The organism is Xanthobacter versatilis (assembly GCF_043193975.1).
Lineage (GTDB): Bacteria > Pseudomonadota > Alphaproteobacteria > Rhizobiales > Xanthobacteraceae > Xanthobacter > Xanthobacter autotrophicus_E.
The window spans coordinates 19,373-35,809 of the sequence record NZ_JBAFVB010000017.1 but is presented as its reverse complement, the minus strand read 5'-3'; the positions used below and the strand labels follow the sequence as shown (position 1 = coordinate 35,809).

At 63.0% G+C, this 16,437-nt stretch carries 17 protein-coding genes and 1 pseudogene; 8 read left to right on the top strand and 10 right to left on the bottom strand.

Annotated features, from left to right (window positions below):
- The 3 genes and pseudogenes from V5F66_RS21750 to V5F66_RS21740 all read left to right on the top strand — a co-directional run.
- Positions 1-271, top strand: a pseudogene (locus tag V5F66_RS21750) (hypothetical protein); the annotation flags it as partial.
- A complete protein-coding gene (locus V5F66_RS21745) occupies positions 268-753 on the top strand; it encodes a TniQ family protein (protein WP_394094715.1) in 486 nt (161 codons plus the stop codon). The pseudogene V5F66_RS21750 and the gene V5F66_RS21745, both read left to right, overlap by 4 nt.
- On the top strand, positions 653-1,135 hold the full coding sequence (locus tag V5F66_RS21740) for a hypothetical protein (protein ID WP_394094714.1): 483 nt from the start codon (positions 653-655) through the stop codon (positions 1,133-1,135). Before V5F66_RS21745 ends, V5F66_RS21740 begins: the two co-directional genes overlap by 101 nt.
- A gap of 196 nt (positions 1,136-1,331) precedes the next feature.
- Here the strand turns inward: V5F66_RS21740 and V5F66_RS21735 are convergent, their stop codons facing one another.
- The 6 genes from V5F66_RS21735 to V5F66_RS21710 form a co-directional block, all read right to left on the bottom strand.
- Positions 1,332-2,774, bottom strand: a complete 1,443-nt coding sequence (locus tag V5F66_RS21735; protein WP_394094713.1) for an NAD-dependent succinate-semialdehyde dehydrogenase — start codon at positions 2,772-2,774, stop codon at positions 1,332-1,334.
- A gap of 126 nt (positions 2,775-2,900) precedes the next feature.
- Positions 2,901-4,202, bottom strand: a complete 1,302-nt coding sequence (locus tag V5F66_RS21730) for an MFS transporter (protein ID WP_394094712.1) — start codon at positions 4,200-4,202, stop codon at positions 2,901-2,903.
- Between the two features lie 141 nt (positions 4,203-4,343).
- Positions 4,344-4,763 (bottom strand): aconitase X swivel domain-containing protein, encoded by a 420-nt coding sequence (locus tag V5F66_RS21725; protein WP_394094711.1) that lies wholly within the window; start codon positions 4,761-4,763, stop codon positions 4,344-4,346.
- Entirely contained in the window at positions 4,760-6,010 is a 1,251-nt protein-coding gene (locus V5F66_RS21720) for an aconitase X (protein WP_394094710.1), read from the bottom strand. The genes V5F66_RS21725 and V5F66_RS21720 overlap by 4 nt, the downstream gene beginning before the upstream one ends.
- A 146-nt stretch (positions 6,011-6,156) precedes the next feature.
- Entirely contained in the window at positions 6,157-7,755 is a 1,599-nt protein-coding gene (locus tag V5F66_RS21715) for a GMC family oxidoreductase (RefSeq protein WP_394094709.1), read from the bottom strand.
- A 15-nt stretch (positions 7,756-7,770) separates the two neighbouring features.
- On the bottom strand, positions 7,771-8,598 hold the full coding sequence (locus V5F66_RS21710) for a GntR family transcriptional regulator (RefSeq protein ID WP_394094708.1): 828 nt from the start codon (positions 8,596-8,598) through the stop codon (positions 7,771-7,773).
- A gap of 184 nt (positions 8,599-8,782) precedes the next feature.
- On the opposite strand from V5F66_RS21710, the gene V5F66_RS21705 reads away from it, so the two are divergent.
- From V5F66_RS21705 to V5F66_RS21690, 4 genes are all read left to right on the top strand, one after another.
- Positions 8,783-9,184 carry a YidH family protein gene (locus V5F66_RS21705; RefSeq protein WP_394094707.1) on the top strand — a complete coding sequence of 134 codons (402 nt, stop codon included), beginning with the start codon at positions 8,783-8,785 and terminating at the stop codon, positions 9,182-9,184.
- 5 nt (positions 9,185-9,189) lie between these two features.
- Complete coding sequence (locus tag V5F66_RS21700) at positions 9,190-9,555, top strand: DUF202 domain-containing protein (RefSeq protein WP_394094706.1); 366 nt, start codon at positions 9,190-9,192, stop codon at positions 9,553-9,555.
- Between the two features lie 113 nt (positions 9,556-9,668).
- A complete protein-coding gene (locus V5F66_RS21695; protein WP_394094705.1) occupies positions 9,669-10,055 on the top strand; it encodes a hypothetical protein in 387 nt (128 codons plus the stop codon).
- Positions 10,052-10,576, top strand: a complete 525-nt coding sequence (locus tag V5F66_RS21690; protein WP_394094704.1) for an RES family NAD+ phosphorylase — start codon at positions 10,052-10,054, stop codon at positions 10,574-10,576. The genes V5F66_RS21695 and V5F66_RS21690 overlap by 4 nt, the downstream gene beginning before the upstream one ends.
- A 30-nt stretch (positions 10,577-10,606) precedes the next feature.
- Here the strand turns inward: V5F66_RS21690 and scpB are convergent, their stop codons facing one another.
- Positions 10,607-11,302, bottom strand: coding sequence for an SMC-Scp complex subunit ScpB (gene scpB, locus V5F66_RS21685; protein ID WP_394094703.1), 696 nt, complete (start codon positions 11,300-11,302; stop codon positions 10,607-10,609).
- A gap of 3 nt (positions 11,303-11,305) precedes the next feature.
- The gene (locus V5F66_RS21680; protein WP_394094702.1) at positions 11,306-12,247 is read right to left on the bottom strand and encodes a DUF1403 family protein; all 942 of its coding nucleotides are present in this window, start codon (positions 12,245-12,247) and stop codon (positions 11,306-11,308) included.
- Positions 12,248-12,769: 522 nt separating this feature from the next.
- On the opposite strand from V5F66_RS21680, the gene V5F66_RS21675 reads away from it, so the two are divergent.
- Entirely contained in the window at positions 12,770-13,702 is a 933-nt protein-coding gene (locus tag V5F66_RS21675; RefSeq protein WP_394094701.1) for a recombinase family protein, read from the top strand.
- A 64-nt stretch (positions 13,703-13,766) separates the two neighbouring features.
- Here the strand turns inward: V5F66_RS21675 and V5F66_RS21670 are convergent, their stop codons facing one another.
- On the bottom strand, positions 13,767-15,164 hold the full coding sequence (locus tag V5F66_RS21670; protein ID WP_394094700.1) for a tetratricopeptide repeat protein: 1,398 nt from the start codon (positions 15,162-15,164) through the stop codon (positions 13,767-13,769).
- Between the two features lie 194 nt (positions 15,165-15,358).
- A complete protein-coding gene (locus V5F66_RS21665; protein WP_394094699.1) occupies positions 15,359-16,435 on the bottom strand; it encodes a protein kinase domain-containing protein in 1,077 nt (358 codons plus the stop codon).
- Between the last annotated feature and the right edge of the window lie 2 nt (positions 16,436-16,437).

Below are 16,437 nucleotides of genomic sequence, written 5' to 3'. Positions count from 1 at the left end.
CGCGGACCTCTATGTCGAGAAGGTGAAGGTGCTGGTGACCACGCCAGCCGCTGCCGGAGTACTCGTCTTGGGCGAGGATTTGGGTGCCCTGATCGAAGAGGGCCCCTCCGATCCCGATCTCGTGAAGGCGATCGAGGCCGATCTCGAGCGCTTCATGCTCGCCACCAACACGGCACTCGGAGAAGCCATCGAGAGCGGCCGCGAGCACATCAACGACGAAGCAGTCGAGAACTGGGAACCAGAGTTCGATGCCGAGGCGGCATTCGCATGATTGAGAACCCACCGCCACGGCTGTTGCCGGTGTGCTTGCCGCCCCATTCTGATGAACTCCTGTCCTCCTGGATCAGTCGCCATGCCGCCTTCTACGCGGTCCCTCCGCTTGTCATGCTTCGGCATTGCCTGCCGGAGGCCTCCGCGTTGCGCGCGGCCGATCTCCATCTGAGCAGTGATCAGGAAATCCGCCTGGCCAACATATTCGGCACCGAACCGGCCGTGGTGCGTCGAATGATCTTCACAAATGTCGCGCAATCATCGCGTCGGCTCATCGCCACGCGGCCAACACAGGTCTGCACGAGCTGCAGCCCGGGACATGCGGAACCGGCGCCGATCCTGCGAAGCCAGCTTCTGGGGTGGCGTATTACGTGCGCTTTGTGTGGAAACCAACTCCGGGATGCCGGCGGTCGCGAACTCGCCTCCCCCTTTCCGGCAACATCGCGTTGCGGCCGTTCATGGCGAAAGGCTGCTCGACGATGAAGCCGAACGGGGTATCGGAACCTGGACATCACCAGCCGACATTGCTCGGCTTCTCCTGATGCGACGCGTTCCAACGCTTGTACCCCGCGAGCACGACCTCTGGCGCTTCCGGCTGCTCGGCGCAGTCATCCCCGATCTCGACCATGTCATCGCCGAGCGACAGGAGAACCTGCCTACACCTGCAAAGCCGATCCTGCCGCTCCACCTGCGGCCGGCTCTGCTCGCCGGCGTTGCCATCGTCGAGCGTGCCGGACCGGAGATGCTCCGGATGCTACGGGGGCACATGATGGGTGACAACAGGGTCCGGTTCACTGACGCCACCGAGAACATGATAGCCCGAGGTCGTAAGTGGAAAGCTTCATCGCAAATGCACTTAATTTGAGAATCATGCAGCAATGATTCTCACAATTAGGTGCCAAGCTTGAGCCTAACCGGCGTATTCTTACAATTAAGTGCCAAGCGACAAGAACGGAATCGACCCATACCGGCCCAATAGAGAAGAGCCAACATTGGACGCCGATCGGGGGGCAACTTTGCGAGCCGTTTAACAATAGCAGGTCGCGACCGCCATCTCCGCTTCACATCGTTGCCAGATGCGACACGAAGCGGGTGACGAGATAGGGTTCGATCGCCTCGGACCCTCCCTCCGAACCAAAGCCGGAATCGCGCACGCCCCCGAACGGCACCTCCGGCAATGACAGCCCGTTATGATTGACCGTGGTCATGCCGGCCTGAAGCTCCATGGTCAGGCGATGGACCGCCTCGGCCGATCCGGTGAAGGCGTAGGAAGCCAGACCGAAAGGCAGCCGGTTGCCCTCCTCGATGGCTTCGTCGAGCGTGCGAATGCGATTGATGATCGCCACGGGGCCAAATGGCTCTTCGTTCATGATACGCGCCTCGCGCGGTACATCCGTCAGTACTGTCGGTGCGAAGAAATATCCCTTGTTGCCGATCCTGTGCCCCCCGGACCGTATCCAGGCACCATGCGCAACGGCATCGGCGACAAGCGCTTCGACGGCCGAGACGCGGCGCTCATTGGCAAGCGGCCCCATCCTCGTCTCCGGCGCCCGCCCGTCTCCAACGGCAATCGCCGAACTGGCGGAAACGAAGCTGTTGACGAAGGCGTCGTGGACGGCATCCTGAACAAGAAACCGCGTGGGTGCGACGCAAACCTGACCGGCATTGCGGAACTTGGCCGCGACCGTAACGTCCACGGCACGTTTGATGTCGGCATCGTTCAGGACGATCACCGGCGCATGGCCGCCCAGTTCCATGGTCGAGCGCTTCATATGCGCGCCTGCCAGCGCGGCCAGCTGCTTGCCGATCGCGGTGGACCCGGTGAACGAGATCTTCTGTATGATCGGATGCGGGATCAGGTAGGAGGACACCTCAGCCGGGTCGCCATAGACCAGATTGATCGCGCCGGCGGGCACACCGGCATCAACGAAGCAGCGTATCAGCTCAGCAGGGGACGCCGGCGTTTCCTCCGGCCCCTTCACGATGATCGAGCAGCCGGCAGCCAGCGCTGCGGACAGCTTACGCACCGTCTGATTGATGGGGAAATTCCACGGAGAGAACGCCGCAACCGGCCCGACGGGCAGCTTGATGGCCAATTGCGCGACGCCGCCGGTACGGGCCGGAATGATCTGCCCATAGGTACGGCGCGCTTCCTCGGCGAACCAGTCGATGATGTCGGCGCCGGCCAGTGTTTCGATGCGCGCCTCGCCGAGCGGCTTTCCCTGTTCCAGGGTCATGAATCCGGCAATAGTTTCCGCCCTCTGCCGCAGGAGTTCCGCGGCCTTGCGCATGATCTTGCTGCGATCGAAAGCGGACATGGCACGCCAGGTGGCGAAACCCTGTTCCGCCGCCGCCAATGCCTCATCCAGATCGGATATCGACGCGTGCGAAACAGTGCCGATGACCTCTCCGTCAGCCGGATTTGCCACGTCGAGCGCCCGCCCGTCACGGCTCTCGCGCCATATTCCGTCAATCAGGAGGGGAGTGTTGGGGTAGCTTGTCATCGATCCCTCGCGTTCGGTTCGAATGTCGCCGCCACGTCCTGCAAACGTCGCGCACGCGCATCGGGTGGATATTGGTTGTGGGCTGCTTGCTGGAAGACCGGCCGAGCCGGTCTCCGGGGAAGCGCGTCAGGCGAACGCCGTGGAGGCCGTGAGATTCCGTTTCTGGCTCGCGATGATCAATGCGCAGACCGTCGACAGGACGCCGGAGCCGAGCACGTACCAGCACACCAGCCACGGCTCGCCATCAGCGATCTTGACTAGATACGTGCAGATCAGCGCGGTCATGCCGGCAACGGCACTGGTCATCTGATAGACAAAGGAAATTCCAGAATAGCGAACCTTGGCGTCGAACAGATCGCACAGGAAAGCTGCGACATTTCCGTAGACCGCCGAATAGATGATGCCATACGGAATGACGATCGCCGCCCAGATCGCGGTCAGATTTCCGTCCGAATTCTTCATGAGCCAGAAGGCAGGGAAGATCGAGACGGAGCTAACCAGCGCGGCAATTCCATAAAGCTTCGGGCGGGACATCTTGTCGGACAGATGCCCGGCGATCGGAATGCAGATCGTCAGCACCGCCGCACCGACCATCAGAGCCACCAGCGCGTCGTTTCGCGTGATGCCGATCTTGTCGACGAGATAGCTGACCGAGAATACGGCGAAGACGTTGAAGAAAACGCCGTCGACGTGGCGCGCACCGAGGCCCAGGACGACGTTGCCCATGTGTCGCCGGAACATTTCGACAATCGGCAGGGGCGCCTGCTCATGAGACGCCTTGATCCGGGAAAAGGCCGGCGTCTCGAAAATCTGCAGGCGGATCCACATGCCGACAAAGATCAGGAGGACCGAGAGCAGGAAGCCGATGCGCCATCCCCACGACATGAAGGCGTCGTTGGACATTATGGCGGACAGGACCGCCAGTGTTCCCGCCGAGAGCAGGATGCCGATCGACAGGCCCATCTGGGGAATGCTGGTGTAGAAGCCTCGCCTCGATGGAGGGGCATATTCGTAAGCCATCAGCACCGCGCCCCCCCATTCGCCGCCGAGGCCGATCCCCTGGAAGATGCGCATGGTGAGCAGGAGGGCCGGAGCCCACAGGCCGATCTGATCGAATGTGGGGATCAGGCCGATCGCGAAGGTCGAAATTCCCATGATCATGAGCGTGATGACTAGAACGCTCTTGCGTCCGACCTTGTCGCCGAAATGACCGAAGACGATACCGCCCAGCGGTCGCGTCAGAAAGCCGAGCGCGAAGGTCGCATATGTCAGCATCAGAGAAATGGTCGGGTCTTCGGACGGAAAATAAAGTTTATTCAGAACAATCCCCGCCAACACTCCATATATGAAGAAGTCGTACCATTCGATGGTTGCGCCGATCAGGCTCGATAATACAACGCGATTAACAGTCTTCTGGTCCGTTTGCATCTATGTCTCTCCCAGGCATGCGTTTCCTCATCCCGACCGCAGAGGTCGAGTTCTTTTTATTTGTTTTTGTTGTCCGCCCTTCTGAGGCGTTTCAGCGACGTTCACATCGGCCAGGCTGCGCCGATGCCCTCCTTATCGTGGTCAGGGGCCACGAGAAAGGATGGTGATCCGTCCCGCTTCCGGCTCGACCAGCAGTTCGTCACCGCTCCTGATCAGCGTGGTGACGTCGCCATCTTCAAAGCGGTCCACCATCGTGATCTCACCAAAGGCCGCGCCCTGTGCGAGAATCGGATTAACCGAGTTGAAGACATAGGCGAGAGGCGTCACGCCGGATTCTCGCATGTGCCGCAGCATCCATGCCGATGCGACACCACCCTTGGCGGTGTTGAGGACGAGAATCTGCCCGCGATAATCCTGGCCGTAGAGCTTGTGCGCGGGGCGGGAAAACACCCCCTTCATGCGGTCGAGATCATAGCGCGCGCTGAAATCGTCACTCGCGCATAGAGCGGTTCCACGGACAGCGGGACCAATTCCCTTGTGGCAATGCAGAACGGTCGTCATTGCATGATCCTTCCCGAAACGGCGCTCTCGATGCAGTTTTCCATGCTGAGCAGAGTGGGGCGGTAGCCATAACCTCCGATGATGTTGACCAGCTTGGCCGAATTGGTGATCAGCCGACTCCAGCCATTCGCCTCGGCCATCTCACGCGCATAGCTCTGGTAGAAGCAAACGCCCGACAGGACCATGCCTCCGCTTCGCTCGATCTTGTCCGTGAGGCCCATGCGGTCGGCCGCGAACTTGATCTCCGGCGAGGTCGTGACGATCAGCGATGTCTGGTCGTGGATGTTGCGACCTGCGATCAGCTTGGCCACTTGCTCGACTTCGAGCAGGGAAAGCTGCGGAGCGGCGAACACCACCACATCCGCCTTTTCGCCGCGTGCTTCATACTGGGCGTAGAAGCGCTTGAAGTCATCGGCATCGAACTTCACCGATTCCGGAGGAATCTGACCGTGGAACGCCTCATTCAGGCTGGGCGCTTCCGGGGTGACGCCGGGAATGTGGAACATCGCCACCGATCCGAAACTCGCCAGCGCCGCCCCGAAATGCTTCATCTCGTCAGAGTTCGGGACCCGATCGAGACCCGAAATGACCGGCACCTCCCAATAAGAATTGGTGGCCTTGCCGACCAGCCCACCAAGAACTCCCCAGTCGTTCAGGCTGGAAAGAGAGGACTCCACCACAAAATGCCTTGTGCCCCGGCGCTTGCTGTCGAGGTGATAGCCATATCGTGGCGTACGCCCGGTCAAGCCGGCCGAAAGTGCGGAAGGCCCTCCCTCGAAATTGCTTCGCGCCCCGAGGACGCCGTTCGAGTAAATGACGACGCCGGTATCGCCGAAGGCCAGATGCTCGCCGCAGACAGGGGGGAGGATGGTCTGATAGTTGATACAGGTATTGGTCATCATGACCGAGAGCGCCTCGAAGGCGCGGACGGCGCGCGCTTCGCGGTCGGCCATGTCCTCCGTCTGCTTGAGCCGCTTATAGGCAGCGAAGTCGACGCCGCGCGGATCGGTGATGGTGGGAATACGCACCCGACGCTGGTCCTCGGGAAGACGGGCAAGCGTTTCCAGGAACTCGACCCCGGTCGTGCCGGTCGCCTCGGTATCCGCCATGATGTGAGCCTGGCCGACAGGCACGAGGTCTTCCGCGTCGAAAAAGCTGCCAACGGCGATCTGATGCTTGATGGCCCATTGCCGCGCTGGCCCGAATTCGCCGGCGAGCATGGCCTCTTCTTCGTCATTAAGCTTCATTGTGTTGCCTCTGATGCTGGCGCAGATGCTTTTGCACGCGCCTCGTCTCGCTTCCGAGACGGTTGAATTGGAAATCAGCGGGTTCCACGCCCGGTGCGGCATGTGACCTGCCTAGGCCGGCCGGACCGTTGAGGGATCGCCGGGTGTCAATGGACATCGGCCCCTCCCAATATGAACTCCGCCGCCTTTTCGCCGATCATCACGGAAGGCGCGCTGGTGTTGCCGGAGACGAGCAGCGGCATGATCGAGGCGTCGGCAATGCGCAGATTGGACAGGCCGCGCACCCGTAGCCGGCTATCAACGACCGCATCCGGATCGCTGCCCATCTTGCAGGTACCCACCGGATGGAAAATGGTCGCTCCGCTCTCACGGCAGAACGCCTTCAAGGCCTCGTCGCTGTCGGCAAAGCCGGCGGGCTTGTAGGAGGAGTCGGTATAGTCTCGCATCTCGGAGGAACGTGCGATGGATTGGGCCAACCGCACGCCCGCCAGCGAGCACCGCCAGTCTTCCTCCTCGGTCAGGTAGTTCGGCCGGATCGCCGGAGCGGCGGCGGCGAGCGGCGATGCGATATGGATCGAGCCGCGAGACTTTGGACGAAGCTGGCAGACGCTCAGCGTGAAGCCAGGCCAGGGATGCGGCTTGTCAGCCACCCGATCCGCGGTCAGCGCGGCGACGTGGAACTGGATGTCGGGAGTCGCGGATTCCGGCAGGACCCGGGCGAACATGCCGACATGATTGATCCCGACAGCCATAGGACCCGACCGCGCGAAGACGTAGCGCAATCCGATGCCGATCTTCCTCGTCCAGGATCTCAGGTCGTCATTGGTGGTGATCGGCTTTTTACAGCGATACATGAGGCGAAACTGCAGGTGATCCTGCAGGTTCTCGCCGACACCCCTCAGCGCGTGGATCACCGGGATGCAGTGCTTGCCGAGGATGGCGGGATTGCCGACGCCGGACAATTCCAGGAGTTGCGGAGACTGGATCGCACCGGCGGCCAGGATCACCTCGCGATGGGCGCGCACCCGCTTGAGCGCGCCGGCCTGCAAGAACTCCACGCCGCTGGCGCGCGTGCCATCGAAAAGGATTTTCTGCGCCATCGCCTCAGTCTCAACCGTCAGGTTGGGCCGTTGGCGCGCGGGGGCGAGATAGCCGACAGCGCTTGAACAACGCCGTCCCTTTCTGGTCAGCAGCTGATAGTAACCGGCCCCTTCCTGCGAGGCGCCATTGAAGTCGTCGGTGGTCGGGACGCCCATCTCCCTTGCACCGCCGATGATGGCTTCCATGATCTCCGGGCGATCATGGATGTCGGAGCACCCGAGCGGGCCGTTCGCGCCGTGATAGGCGGATTCGCCTCGCTCGTTGTTTTCCAGCTTCTTGAAGGTCGGTAGCACATCCTTCCAGGCCCAACCTTCATTGCCCAGGGCCGCCCATCCATCATAGTCCTCGGCCTGGCCGCGGATGTAGATGAGACCGTTGATCGAGCTTGAGCCACCGAGCACCTTGCCGCGCGGCCAGTAGAGTTTCCGGTTGTTCAGTTCGGGTTCGGGTTCCGTGTAGAATCCCCAATTGTATCGGGGGTGGAACATGGTCTTGGCATAGCCGATCGGGATGTGAATCCAGGGATAGGTGTCGGCAGGACCGGCCTCAAGCATCAGCACCTGATGCTTGCCGCTCGCGCTCAATCGGTTGGCCAGGACGCAGCCGGCCGTTCCGCCACCAATGATGACGTAATCGAATTCCATCGCTGCACCTGGAGATCAACGGAGCCGGGGGGTCGGGATTTCCAGAGGCCGCGCACCGGCAGGTATGAAAATCTTCTGGAAGGCGATCGGCCGGTCGCCATGCGTCCATGAGCGCACGGTCAACACCATGCCGATATTCGACGTGTTCGCCTTCAGGAGCGTGCAGACCCGCTCCGGGAGCGTCCCGCAGGCAATGCTCTGGGTCACGTTGATCGTCGGCGCATTGAAATTCGAGGCGATGAATTCCCGGATGATGATCTTGTGCAACTGCTCCAGCGGCATGTCCATCAACGGACTGAAATCGTCCGCGTCGATGTAGAAATCGCTGATGCAGTCAAATTCATCGGCGACATTCACGCGCCGGGTGATCATGATCACCGAGCGGCTGCCGGTCAGAAACTGCGACCAGGCACCGCGTTCGCGCACGATGCGCCGCTCGATCGCTTCGGCGTAGACCGGCGCGATCGAGGTGCCGTCCTCTCCTTCGAAGCGAAAGTGAATGAGCCGCGCCGACTGGGTGGCATCTCCTGCCACGAAGGTGCCGTGGCCGTGCTTGCGCACCAGAACGCCATCGGCGGCGAGGGCGATCAACGTCTTCTGCACGGTGCCGAGGCTGATGCCGAGGTCGTCGGCTATGTCGCGCTCGGCGGGAAGCTTGTCGCCGGGCGACCAGTAGCCTTGCGCAAGAATATCGAGGATCGACTTGCGAATCTGAAGATGGAGCGGCTCGCGATTGCTTGAGTAGGTCTCGAAGGCACGTTTCAGGCGCGACGGCTCCTTTTTCGGACCTTTCGCGGCTACCCCCGTCGCGGAGGCGGGGAATGATGGTTCTTGTTTTGTCATTGTTTCCTCCATGATCTGAAGCTATATAGCTATATGCCTCTTGGCAAGCAGAATTTGGAATGGATCAAATTCGGTGCCTTCTCTGCCGCTACGGCAAGCACCGGCAACGAAGGGCCGGTATGGCGCAGAACGCCCTGGCTGCCAGGTCGCGACGAGACGCAAAGAGAGAGAGCAGGCTGTCGACATGGATGTGCAATCTGCTGCGCCTGCCCCGGAGCGCGCTGCGACGGGAGGCCGGAAGCCTAAATGGTGGGAGCTGGGGAGCCGCCCCGACTACCGTTTCTCGCTTGCGAATGAGCGGACCTTTCTCGCATGGATCAGAACCGCGCTTGCCTTGATCGCGGGCGCCGTAGGCATCGATCAGTTTGCCTCCCATCTGGGCTCACCGCTGACGAGGCTGATATTGGCGCTGGTCCTGTTCTGCGCCGGCGCCACGCTCGCCGTCACGGCCTACACGCGCTGGGCGCGTGCCGAGCGGGCGATGCGGCACGAGGCGGATCTACCCCGCAGCCTGCTTCTGCCTGTTCTGGCCACGCTGACCGCGCTTCTGGCAGCCGCGCTGGGGTGGCTGGTCGTCACGAGTTGAACCCGATGACGGACCGGCACGAGGCGAAGGATCCCGGACTGCAGCCCGAACGCACGGCGCTTTCCTGGTCACGCACCGGCCTGCTGGCCTTGCTGGTCGCAGCGCTGTTGGGGCGCGCGGGCCTGCCCGCGGCAAGCATCATCGCAATCACCCTGAGCTTGCTGCTCGCGGCCATCGCCGGGCTCATCCTGTATCGCAGCTTCGGGATGCCGCTCGACCGGAGCGACGCGAATGACCACGCCATGGCGCGTCGGCATATCCTGCTGTTCGTCAGCCTCGCCATCGCAATCCTTGCCGCTCTGCATGCCGCAGTGACGCTGGCCCGCATCGCCATGTATCTGCAAGGCCACAGCATTCACCCGCCGGTATGAACACGCGACCTGACCTCGCAGTTGAACGCCTATCGACCGCATCAGACAGATGCCGCACCTTGATGTGCGTTTGGATGTGCATATAATGTGCATGACATCACCGAGGTTCTGCCATGGCCCAGGCTCAGCTGGCGCACACTGCAATGGTTTCCGGCTTCGTCGACAGCCTTCAGGAGCCTCGCACGCCCTATATCTCGCCAAAGCGCCTGTCCAAGGCACTCGGCGTCAACGTCGCCAATCTGGCCCAGCTCACCGGGGTTCATCGCAACACCTTGCGCAACCCCTCCTCTGAGCGGCTGCAGGGACGGATGCGCGAGATGGTGAAGGTGATCTCGGCGGCCACCGAGCTCACCGGCGATATCGACAAGGCCATCTACTGGTACCGCAACGAGCCGATCGCCGATTATGGGCATCGCACGGCGGCTGAGCTCGTCGCGGATGGTCAGGTGGAGGCGGTGCTGGCCTTCATCCGCGACCTCGAGAACGGAGCGCGCGGGTGAGGATCATCCGCCTCGGTCCGGACGAGATATTCCATCGCTATCTGACACCTAAATGGGCGTTCTTGCCGACCAGCGGCGCGGGCGCCGCAACGGATGGTGGCCGGTTCAATCGGCCCGGCGTCGAGGCTCTTTATCTCTCCCGCGCGCCGCAGACCGCGCTTGAAGAATACCGGCAAGGCGCCAGCATCACCCCGCCGGCGACGCTTGCTGCCTACACGGTGACGCTCGGCGAGGTCGCGGATCTCTCGCAGGGCTACGATCCGAGCGTCTGGGATGAGGCCTGGAAGGACTGGGATTGTGCGTGGCGCCGCATTGCCCGCATCGACGGAAAGGTGCCGTCATCCTGGAAGCTCGCCGATCGCGTGATCACCGCGGGGCTTCGCGGCATCCTGTTTCCGTCACTTCGCCATGCCGGCGGCACCAACCTGGTGATCTTTCCGGCCAATCTGCTCGCTGACGAAACGGTCATGGTCCACGATCCCGATCATCGGCTGCCGAAGAACCAATCGTCGTGGCCCTAAGCTGAACGGTCAGAGGACCGGCAAGAGCGTTCAGCTCTCCTCATCGGGTACGACATCCTCCAACTCCTCCTCATCGTCTGGCTCGCCTGCCCTGAACCCAAGCGGAATATCCCCCGCCAGCGGCCGGTCTTTGCTGAGCAGGCCGGCATCCTCGAGCGCTTCTATGTCCGGCAGGTCGCGCAATGTGTCGAAGCCGAAGTGACTGAGAAAGCCTTTCGTGGTCACATAGGTGTAGGGCGCGCCGGGCGTCGGGCTGCGCGGCCCGGCGGCGATGAAGCCGAGCCGCTGTAGATGGCCGATGACGTCACGGCTGATCTCCTTGCCGAAAAACTGACTGAGTTCGCCGCGGGTGATCGGCTGGAAGTAGCCGATACACAGCAGCACCAACGCCTCGGAGGACGACAGCGGTTTGACCTCGGTGGTGCCAAGCCCGGTCGCCACCTGGATCGCCTCCGAAAAACTCTTGCGGGTCCGGTGCTGCCAGCCGCCGGCGACCGCCACCAACTCATAGGGCCGGCCGCGCAGTTCGGCGCGAATATCATCGATCAGCAGGTCAAGATTGCAGTCGCGCCCGACGACGCGGGCCAGGATTTCGCGGTCGACTGGCACGGGCGAGGCGAAGATCACCGCCTCAACACGCCCTATCCATTCGCGCCAGCGCAGCTCCGGCGGCAGATCGGACAGCTCGGTGTCGAGGTCCTGTTTGGCTCGCGCGCGCCGGGCCATGGCCTACAGCCCGTAAAGACGGAAGGTCGGCCGGCCGGTAAGCTCGCGCACGCTGCCAAGCGCGACCAGGCGCTCGAACAGCCGCCGGCTCGAGCGGTCGCTCGCGGCCTTACCGGCGTTTGCCGGCTGCGCGTCCTCGCTGATGAGGATCGCCACTATCATGTCGGCGTCCCGGCTGCGCAGCTGCGGCGCGGCGGCGAGGAGCCTGTCAGCGCGCCGGGCGAGATCGGCGTGCAGGTCGGCTGCCGCGGCCGCGCCCCGGGCATAGGCGAGGCCGCAGGCGGCAAGCCAGCGGTTGTCGCCGTCGACATGCGCGGCGGCGTGACGGAAGTCGGCGCGCTTCAGATGTGCTGCCAGTAGCGGCACCGGCGCCGGCCACCTGAGGCGATGCGCCAGGACCGCGTCGGCAAGCCACAGCGCCAGCGGCCGGCTGTCGGGCCGAAACTGCAGGCTGGTCGCGGCGACCGCCGCCGCGGCGCGCACCGCACTCCCCTGCCCTCTGAGCTGTTCGGTGGCAAAGGCGATGACGTCCTGCAGCGCGTCGTCGAGGGCGAGCGCGAGCAGCGCGGCGAGCCTGATCTCCCAGTCGCCGGCGGCCATCGCCGAGCTCTCGCTTAAGGCACGCCAGGCCTTGAGCAACTGCCCGGCCGGCCCGGGATCATCGCCGTCGCGGCGCAGATACCAGTGGTCACGCAGCGTCGCCTCGTCCTCGGTGCGGCCGTTTTGGTGCGCCAGGGCGGCAGCGCAGCCGAGCGCCAAGCGCTGCCGCCAGAGGGTGCCGAGCGGATGCTCGTGGCGGGCGATCGGATGCAGCGCTGCCAGAGCCGCGCCGGCGAGAAAGCCGGCATCGTCAACGGCTTCTCTCGATTCAGGCGGCCGCGCCCAGCCGGGAAACGCCGGAAAGGTCGGAGGGGGATCAGGGATGAGTCGCGCGCGCGAGGCCATGCCGGAGCATATCCGATGGCGGCGCTTTGTGCCAGTAATATGACGTAAACCGCCGCACTTGTCTTCGAATAATAACGACCGATAATGTTGCATTATCGGTCGTATTGCTCTTTATATAGGAGATGGACGATATCGCTCGGCCGAGATGGCTGGAAAGGCCCGGAAACCCGTCGTTTTTCGCCTCCCCTCTTCCCGGATGGGTGGAGTCCTCGCCCTAATTGGGCGGACCGCTCCGCCAAGATCGGCGGATTTCCGGCGCCGCTTTAGCCGCGAGGGCCACCCGCTAGGCGGAAAGTCAGCCTCACAGCGCCAGGCAACCTCCAAATCCGTTGAAATCGCCTGTTTTCCGCTCAGAGCGCCACAGGCGGCCGTTTTGGTCCCTTCTGGCACTCGGACCCATCTACGGTGACCGATAGGCCTCCCCGGCCCTCTGGCGCGGTCGATAAAACACGCCTGCAAAGGTTCGTTTGCTCAAATCTGTATTGATTGTACAAAGGGCCGGAAATCGCCCCCGGAGACGCCATGGCCCGCCCCGCCTTCTCCCCTCCCCGGCCGGCTCGCCGCCTGATCGGCTATGCCCGGGTCTCGACCGACGAGCAGGCGACCGATGCGCAGGTCGACGAGTTGCGCGCGGCCGGCTGCCAGATCATCCACCAGGAGCATGGCTCCGGGGCTTCGCGGGCCCGGCCGGTGCTGGCCAGGCTGATGCGCGAAATCGGGCCCAGTGACGTCCTGGTCGTCGTGCGGCTCGATCGCCTCGCCCGCTCGGTCAGCCACCTGCTCGCGGTAATCGAGGACCTGGAAGGACGTCAGGCCCATTTCCGCTCGTTGCGCGACCCGATCGACACCTCGACGCCGCAGGGCATGTTCTCGCTGCAGGTGCTCGGCGCCGTCGCCCAGCTTGAGCGTGCCCTTATCGCCGAGCGCACCAGGGCCGGGATGAAGGCGGCCAAGGCGCGCGGCAAGCTCCCCGGCAACCCCGGCCTGCGCGAGCGTCGGCCGGAGGCCATCCGTGCCGCCTCGGCGGCACGCCAGAAGGTCTATGTCGGTGACCTGATCGCCTCGGCCTCGGCCTGGCTGCCGATCGTGCGGCGCATGCGGCCGCAGCACAGCTGGGACGACGTGGTGCGGGTGCTGAACCATCGCGGCCAGAGCTGGACCATCGAGAAGCTGCGGCGCGCGGTGCATCGGCTGGTGCAGGAGCGGATGGCGGAGGCGGAACTGCTCAAGCGCTCGCCCCGGCGCCCGCCCGAGGACCGGTTGATGACGCTCGTCGCCGGCATTGCCATCGCCGACCCGGACCTCAGCCTGCGCGACATCGCCGCCCAGCTCGAGCGGATGCGCGAGCGCACCCCGCGCGGCGGACGGCAGTGGGCGGCCTCCTCGGTGAAGTCCCTGTTGGACCAAGCGCGCCGGCTGGGGCTCGTGGTGCTCGAGCGACAAGGCGAAACCTAGTGCCAGCTTCAGGGGGTGATCTCATAAAGATGGCCGCCCCCACCCAACTAGCCGACATCGCAGCTCAGCTGTCTCGGAACCCAGACCAGCCGGGTGTTGTCCAGCTAATCGTACGGAGCCGCTGCAACTTCGCCTCCCGTGTCGCCGCGTCGCTAGGCACCTCAATTGGCTCTCCCGCGCCATCATTTTCTATGACGCGACGAAGGATCCTCAGCGCTTCTGAATCCTTATATGGCTCCATTGCCTTAACGGCTTCATTCTGTAGTTTCAGCGCCTCCGGAAGACCGGCGCGCGACGCCTCCCGCGCGAGGTACGCACGCGCGCACGCACTCAAGCGAGCATGGCCGATGCGTCGGAAACCATCGATCGCACGGCGATAGTAAATCATACCTTCTTCATGTCGCCCTTGCCTGAACGCGCTCAAGCCCTGATTGGCAAGAGTCAGCATCGCCAGGGCGTCGTCCGATGAGGCAGGGATGACACTGGCAAGCAAAGCATCGGCCTCGGGCCCACGGCCGATATGCGACAAGGCGAAAGCGCGATAGTTCATCAGCAGCTGCGACTTGGGACGCAGTTCAAGACCTCGACGCGCCAGCTCCTCAGCCTTGGCATAGTCCTCGGCGAGGCCGGCCGCGCTTGCGCCGAACTCGAACGGCCGCACGGAATATGGATCGACTTCGGCCCAACGCTCGCAGATGGCGGGCACCTCACTGAACCGGTGCTCGCGGTATCGATGAAACGCCATTGCCTCGAATGCCTCGTGGACGGATTCGAGATGCGCGGTGGGGACGATCTCGGCACCGATTCGTGGCGTCGCCCACTCGGCTTGGGCAAGTGCATTGCCGTTCGGATCCTCCATGCTCCGAACGAACATCTTCCTGGCCCTACGTCGACTCCCATCCAGCAAGTCGACCGTTCCAACCGAGCCGGCCAACTCGGTGATCTGGCTTGGCATCAGCCCTCCATCTTCGACGAGGTTGACGCCCAACTTGAGAAATCGAGGCTGTCGATGGGCTGCGCGCGCAAATGCGATCTCGGCGGAGAGCAACCATGGGTCGGTTCTCGTCACCGGGCTTTTGGCAATGAGGTCGTGGGCACGCTCTCGGTCCTCGAGGTGAAGGTAGAGGCGCGCGGCTGAGCGCAGAACGTGACGGTTGTCTCGTGCCAAGTGAAGTGCGGCGGCCATCGACTTCGCGGCGGCCTCGGGATGTCCATGAACTGTTTGATGGAAGGCGAGCTCAACCCAAGCCAAGGCGTTCTGGGGATGCAGCCGCGTCAAGCGGCGCCAGTCGGCCGCGCGGGGCTCCTGCGGCGCGGGAACGTCTTCCGTTAAGCCTACGCGACGAAGCAGTGTTTGCGCCTGCGCGCGAATGAGGGGAGCCGCAGTTTCGTTCACGTTGACGAGTTGGCGCGCGGCATCCACGGCTTCGCGCTCGCGGCCGGCGACGAGGGCCGCTTCCACCAGCTCAGCTGCGGTGACGAGGCTGGGGTCATGGCGCCACCGCCCAAGCCTTCTCGCGAGAGCCGTAGAAAGGGTCTCTCCCTGATCACCCGCGCGTGGCGCTCGTATAGACGAAAGCTCGTTCGATTGAAGCGTGGCCGCCAGAGAGCGCCACCTGGGAATCATTAGGCGTTCGTGTGTCCAGGCAGAGGGATTCATGCCGCGCGTCCACCCGCGCGGATGCGGATCTGGAGCTTCCGTACCGCCTGGTCGAGACCCGAATCGTAGCGCTGCAGGGAATATTGGTCATGATGACCAATGCCCCGCGGATGCCCGCGCAGTTTCAAGTCCGGATCGCAGAGTTCAGTCACAAGCCCTGTAATGTAATCTCTCACCAAGGGATCGATGAGGGGTTGAAGATCGGCAAGGACCTGCGCGAAAGCCGTCCGCACGTAAGGCAGGACTTCTACATAGCTGCCGCCCCAATGCTGAGGATGGTGTTGTGGGGCTAGATGAGACAGAAGGGTCGCCGTCACGTTCACGCCCGAAAAAAGGAAGCAGGCCAAGTTTCCGAGCATGTACATGTCGCACCCTATGCGGCGCGCACCGAAATCAGGATCGGAATACCCGTAGAGTTGTTCGGGGGGAGAATAGGTCATGTCGCCCGCAACCTGGAGATGGTCGTGGGGTGCAGGAACGCCCTTGCGCGATGCGCGTCCGAAGTCCGCAATCTTGAAGGACGGCCCCGCGTACGTCAGTACATTGGACGGTTTGGCGTCCTGATGCGCGATCATCTCCCGATGAACCTGCCAGAGGCCGAGGTTGATGTCCTTAAGGGCCTTGAGACACCAAAGAGCGTCGCGTGCCTTCGACATGTCCATCTGGACTCGGACATCGCCCGCTGCCATCTCGAAGATCAGGTAGAAGACCCGCCCTTCCATGGCGCTCATGCCTTCGACCTGATATTCCCCGTGATCGATTGCTACCACCACATTGGAGAGCCGTCTGCCACGGCAATGTTCGAGGATCGCACGTTCGTACTCGTACGAGTTGGTCAAGAACTGCAGGATCTTGACCGTGTCGCCCCCGCCCTCGAATGCACGTTGGAAATCGAACGCCTTTAGGAAGCCCTCCGTGCGAATCTCCTGGCCTGTGGCGTTCCTCTCTACGCGTTCAGCGAGATAGCTCTGCGAGAAGTGCCCTCCGGTGCCGTTAGGGTCCCGTTCGAGGCGCTTAATCACCTTCCACCCACCCTGAAGGGTGCACCCTTCCAGTTTTTCAGCAGCTGACATAC

Bases quoted from the DNA above. Each gene is read 5' to 3' on its own strand.
- V5F66_RS21745 (WP_394094715.1), top strand. From the start codon at position 268: ATGATTGAGAACCCACCGCCACGGCTGTTGCCGGTGTGCTTGCCGCCC.
- V5F66_RS21735 (WP_394094713.1), bottom strand. From the start codon at position 2,774: ATGACAAGCTACCCCAACACTCCCCTCCTGATTGACGGAATATGGCGC.
- V5F66_RS21730 (WP_394094712.1), bottom strand. From the start codon at position 4,202: ATGCAAACGGACCAGAAGACTGTTAATCGCGTTGTATTATCGAGCCTG.
- V5F66_RS21725 (WP_394094711.1), bottom strand. From the start codon at position 4,763: ATGACGACCGTTCTGCATTGCCACAAGGGAATTGGTCCCGCTGTCCGT.
- V5F66_RS21720 (WP_394094710.1), bottom strand. From the start codon at position 6,010: ATGAAGCTTAATGACGAAGAAGAGGCCATGCTCGCCGGCGAATTCGGG.
- V5F66_RS21715 (WP_394094709.1), bottom strand. From the start codon at position 7,755: ATGGAATTCGATTACGTCATCATTGGTGGCGGAACGGCCGGCTGCGTC.
- V5F66_RS21710 (WP_394094708.1), bottom strand. From the start codon at position 8,598: ATGACAAAACAAGAACCATCATTCCCCGCCTCCGCGACGGGGGTAGCC.
- V5F66_RS21705 (WP_394094707.1), top strand. From the start codon at position 8,783: ATGGATGTGCAATCTGCTGCGCCTGCCCCGGAGCGCGCTGCGACGGGA.
- V5F66_RS21700 (WP_394094706.1), top strand. From the start codon at position 9,190: ATGACGGACCGGCACGAGGCGAAGGATCCCGGACTGCAGCCCGAACGC.
- V5F66_RS21695 (WP_394094705.1), top strand. From the start codon at position 9,669: ATGGCCCAGGCTCAGCTGGCGCACACTGCAATGGTTTCCGGCTTCGTC.
- scpB (WP_394094703.1), bottom strand. From the start codon at position 11,302: ATGGCCCGGCGCGCGCGAGCCAAACAGGACCTCGACACCGAGCTGTCC.
- V5F66_RS21680 (WP_394094702.1), bottom strand. From the start codon at position 12,247: ATGGCCTCGCGCGCGCGACTCATCCCTGATCCCCCTCCGACCTTTCCG.
- V5F66_RS21675 (WP_394094701.1), top strand. From the start codon at position 12,770: ATGGCCCGCCCCGCCTTCTCCCCTCCCCGGCCGGCTCGCCGCCTGATC.
- V5F66_RS21665 (WP_394094699.1), bottom strand. From the start codon at position 16,435: ATGTCAGCTGCTGAAAAACTGGAAGGGTGCACCCTTCAGGGTGGGTGG.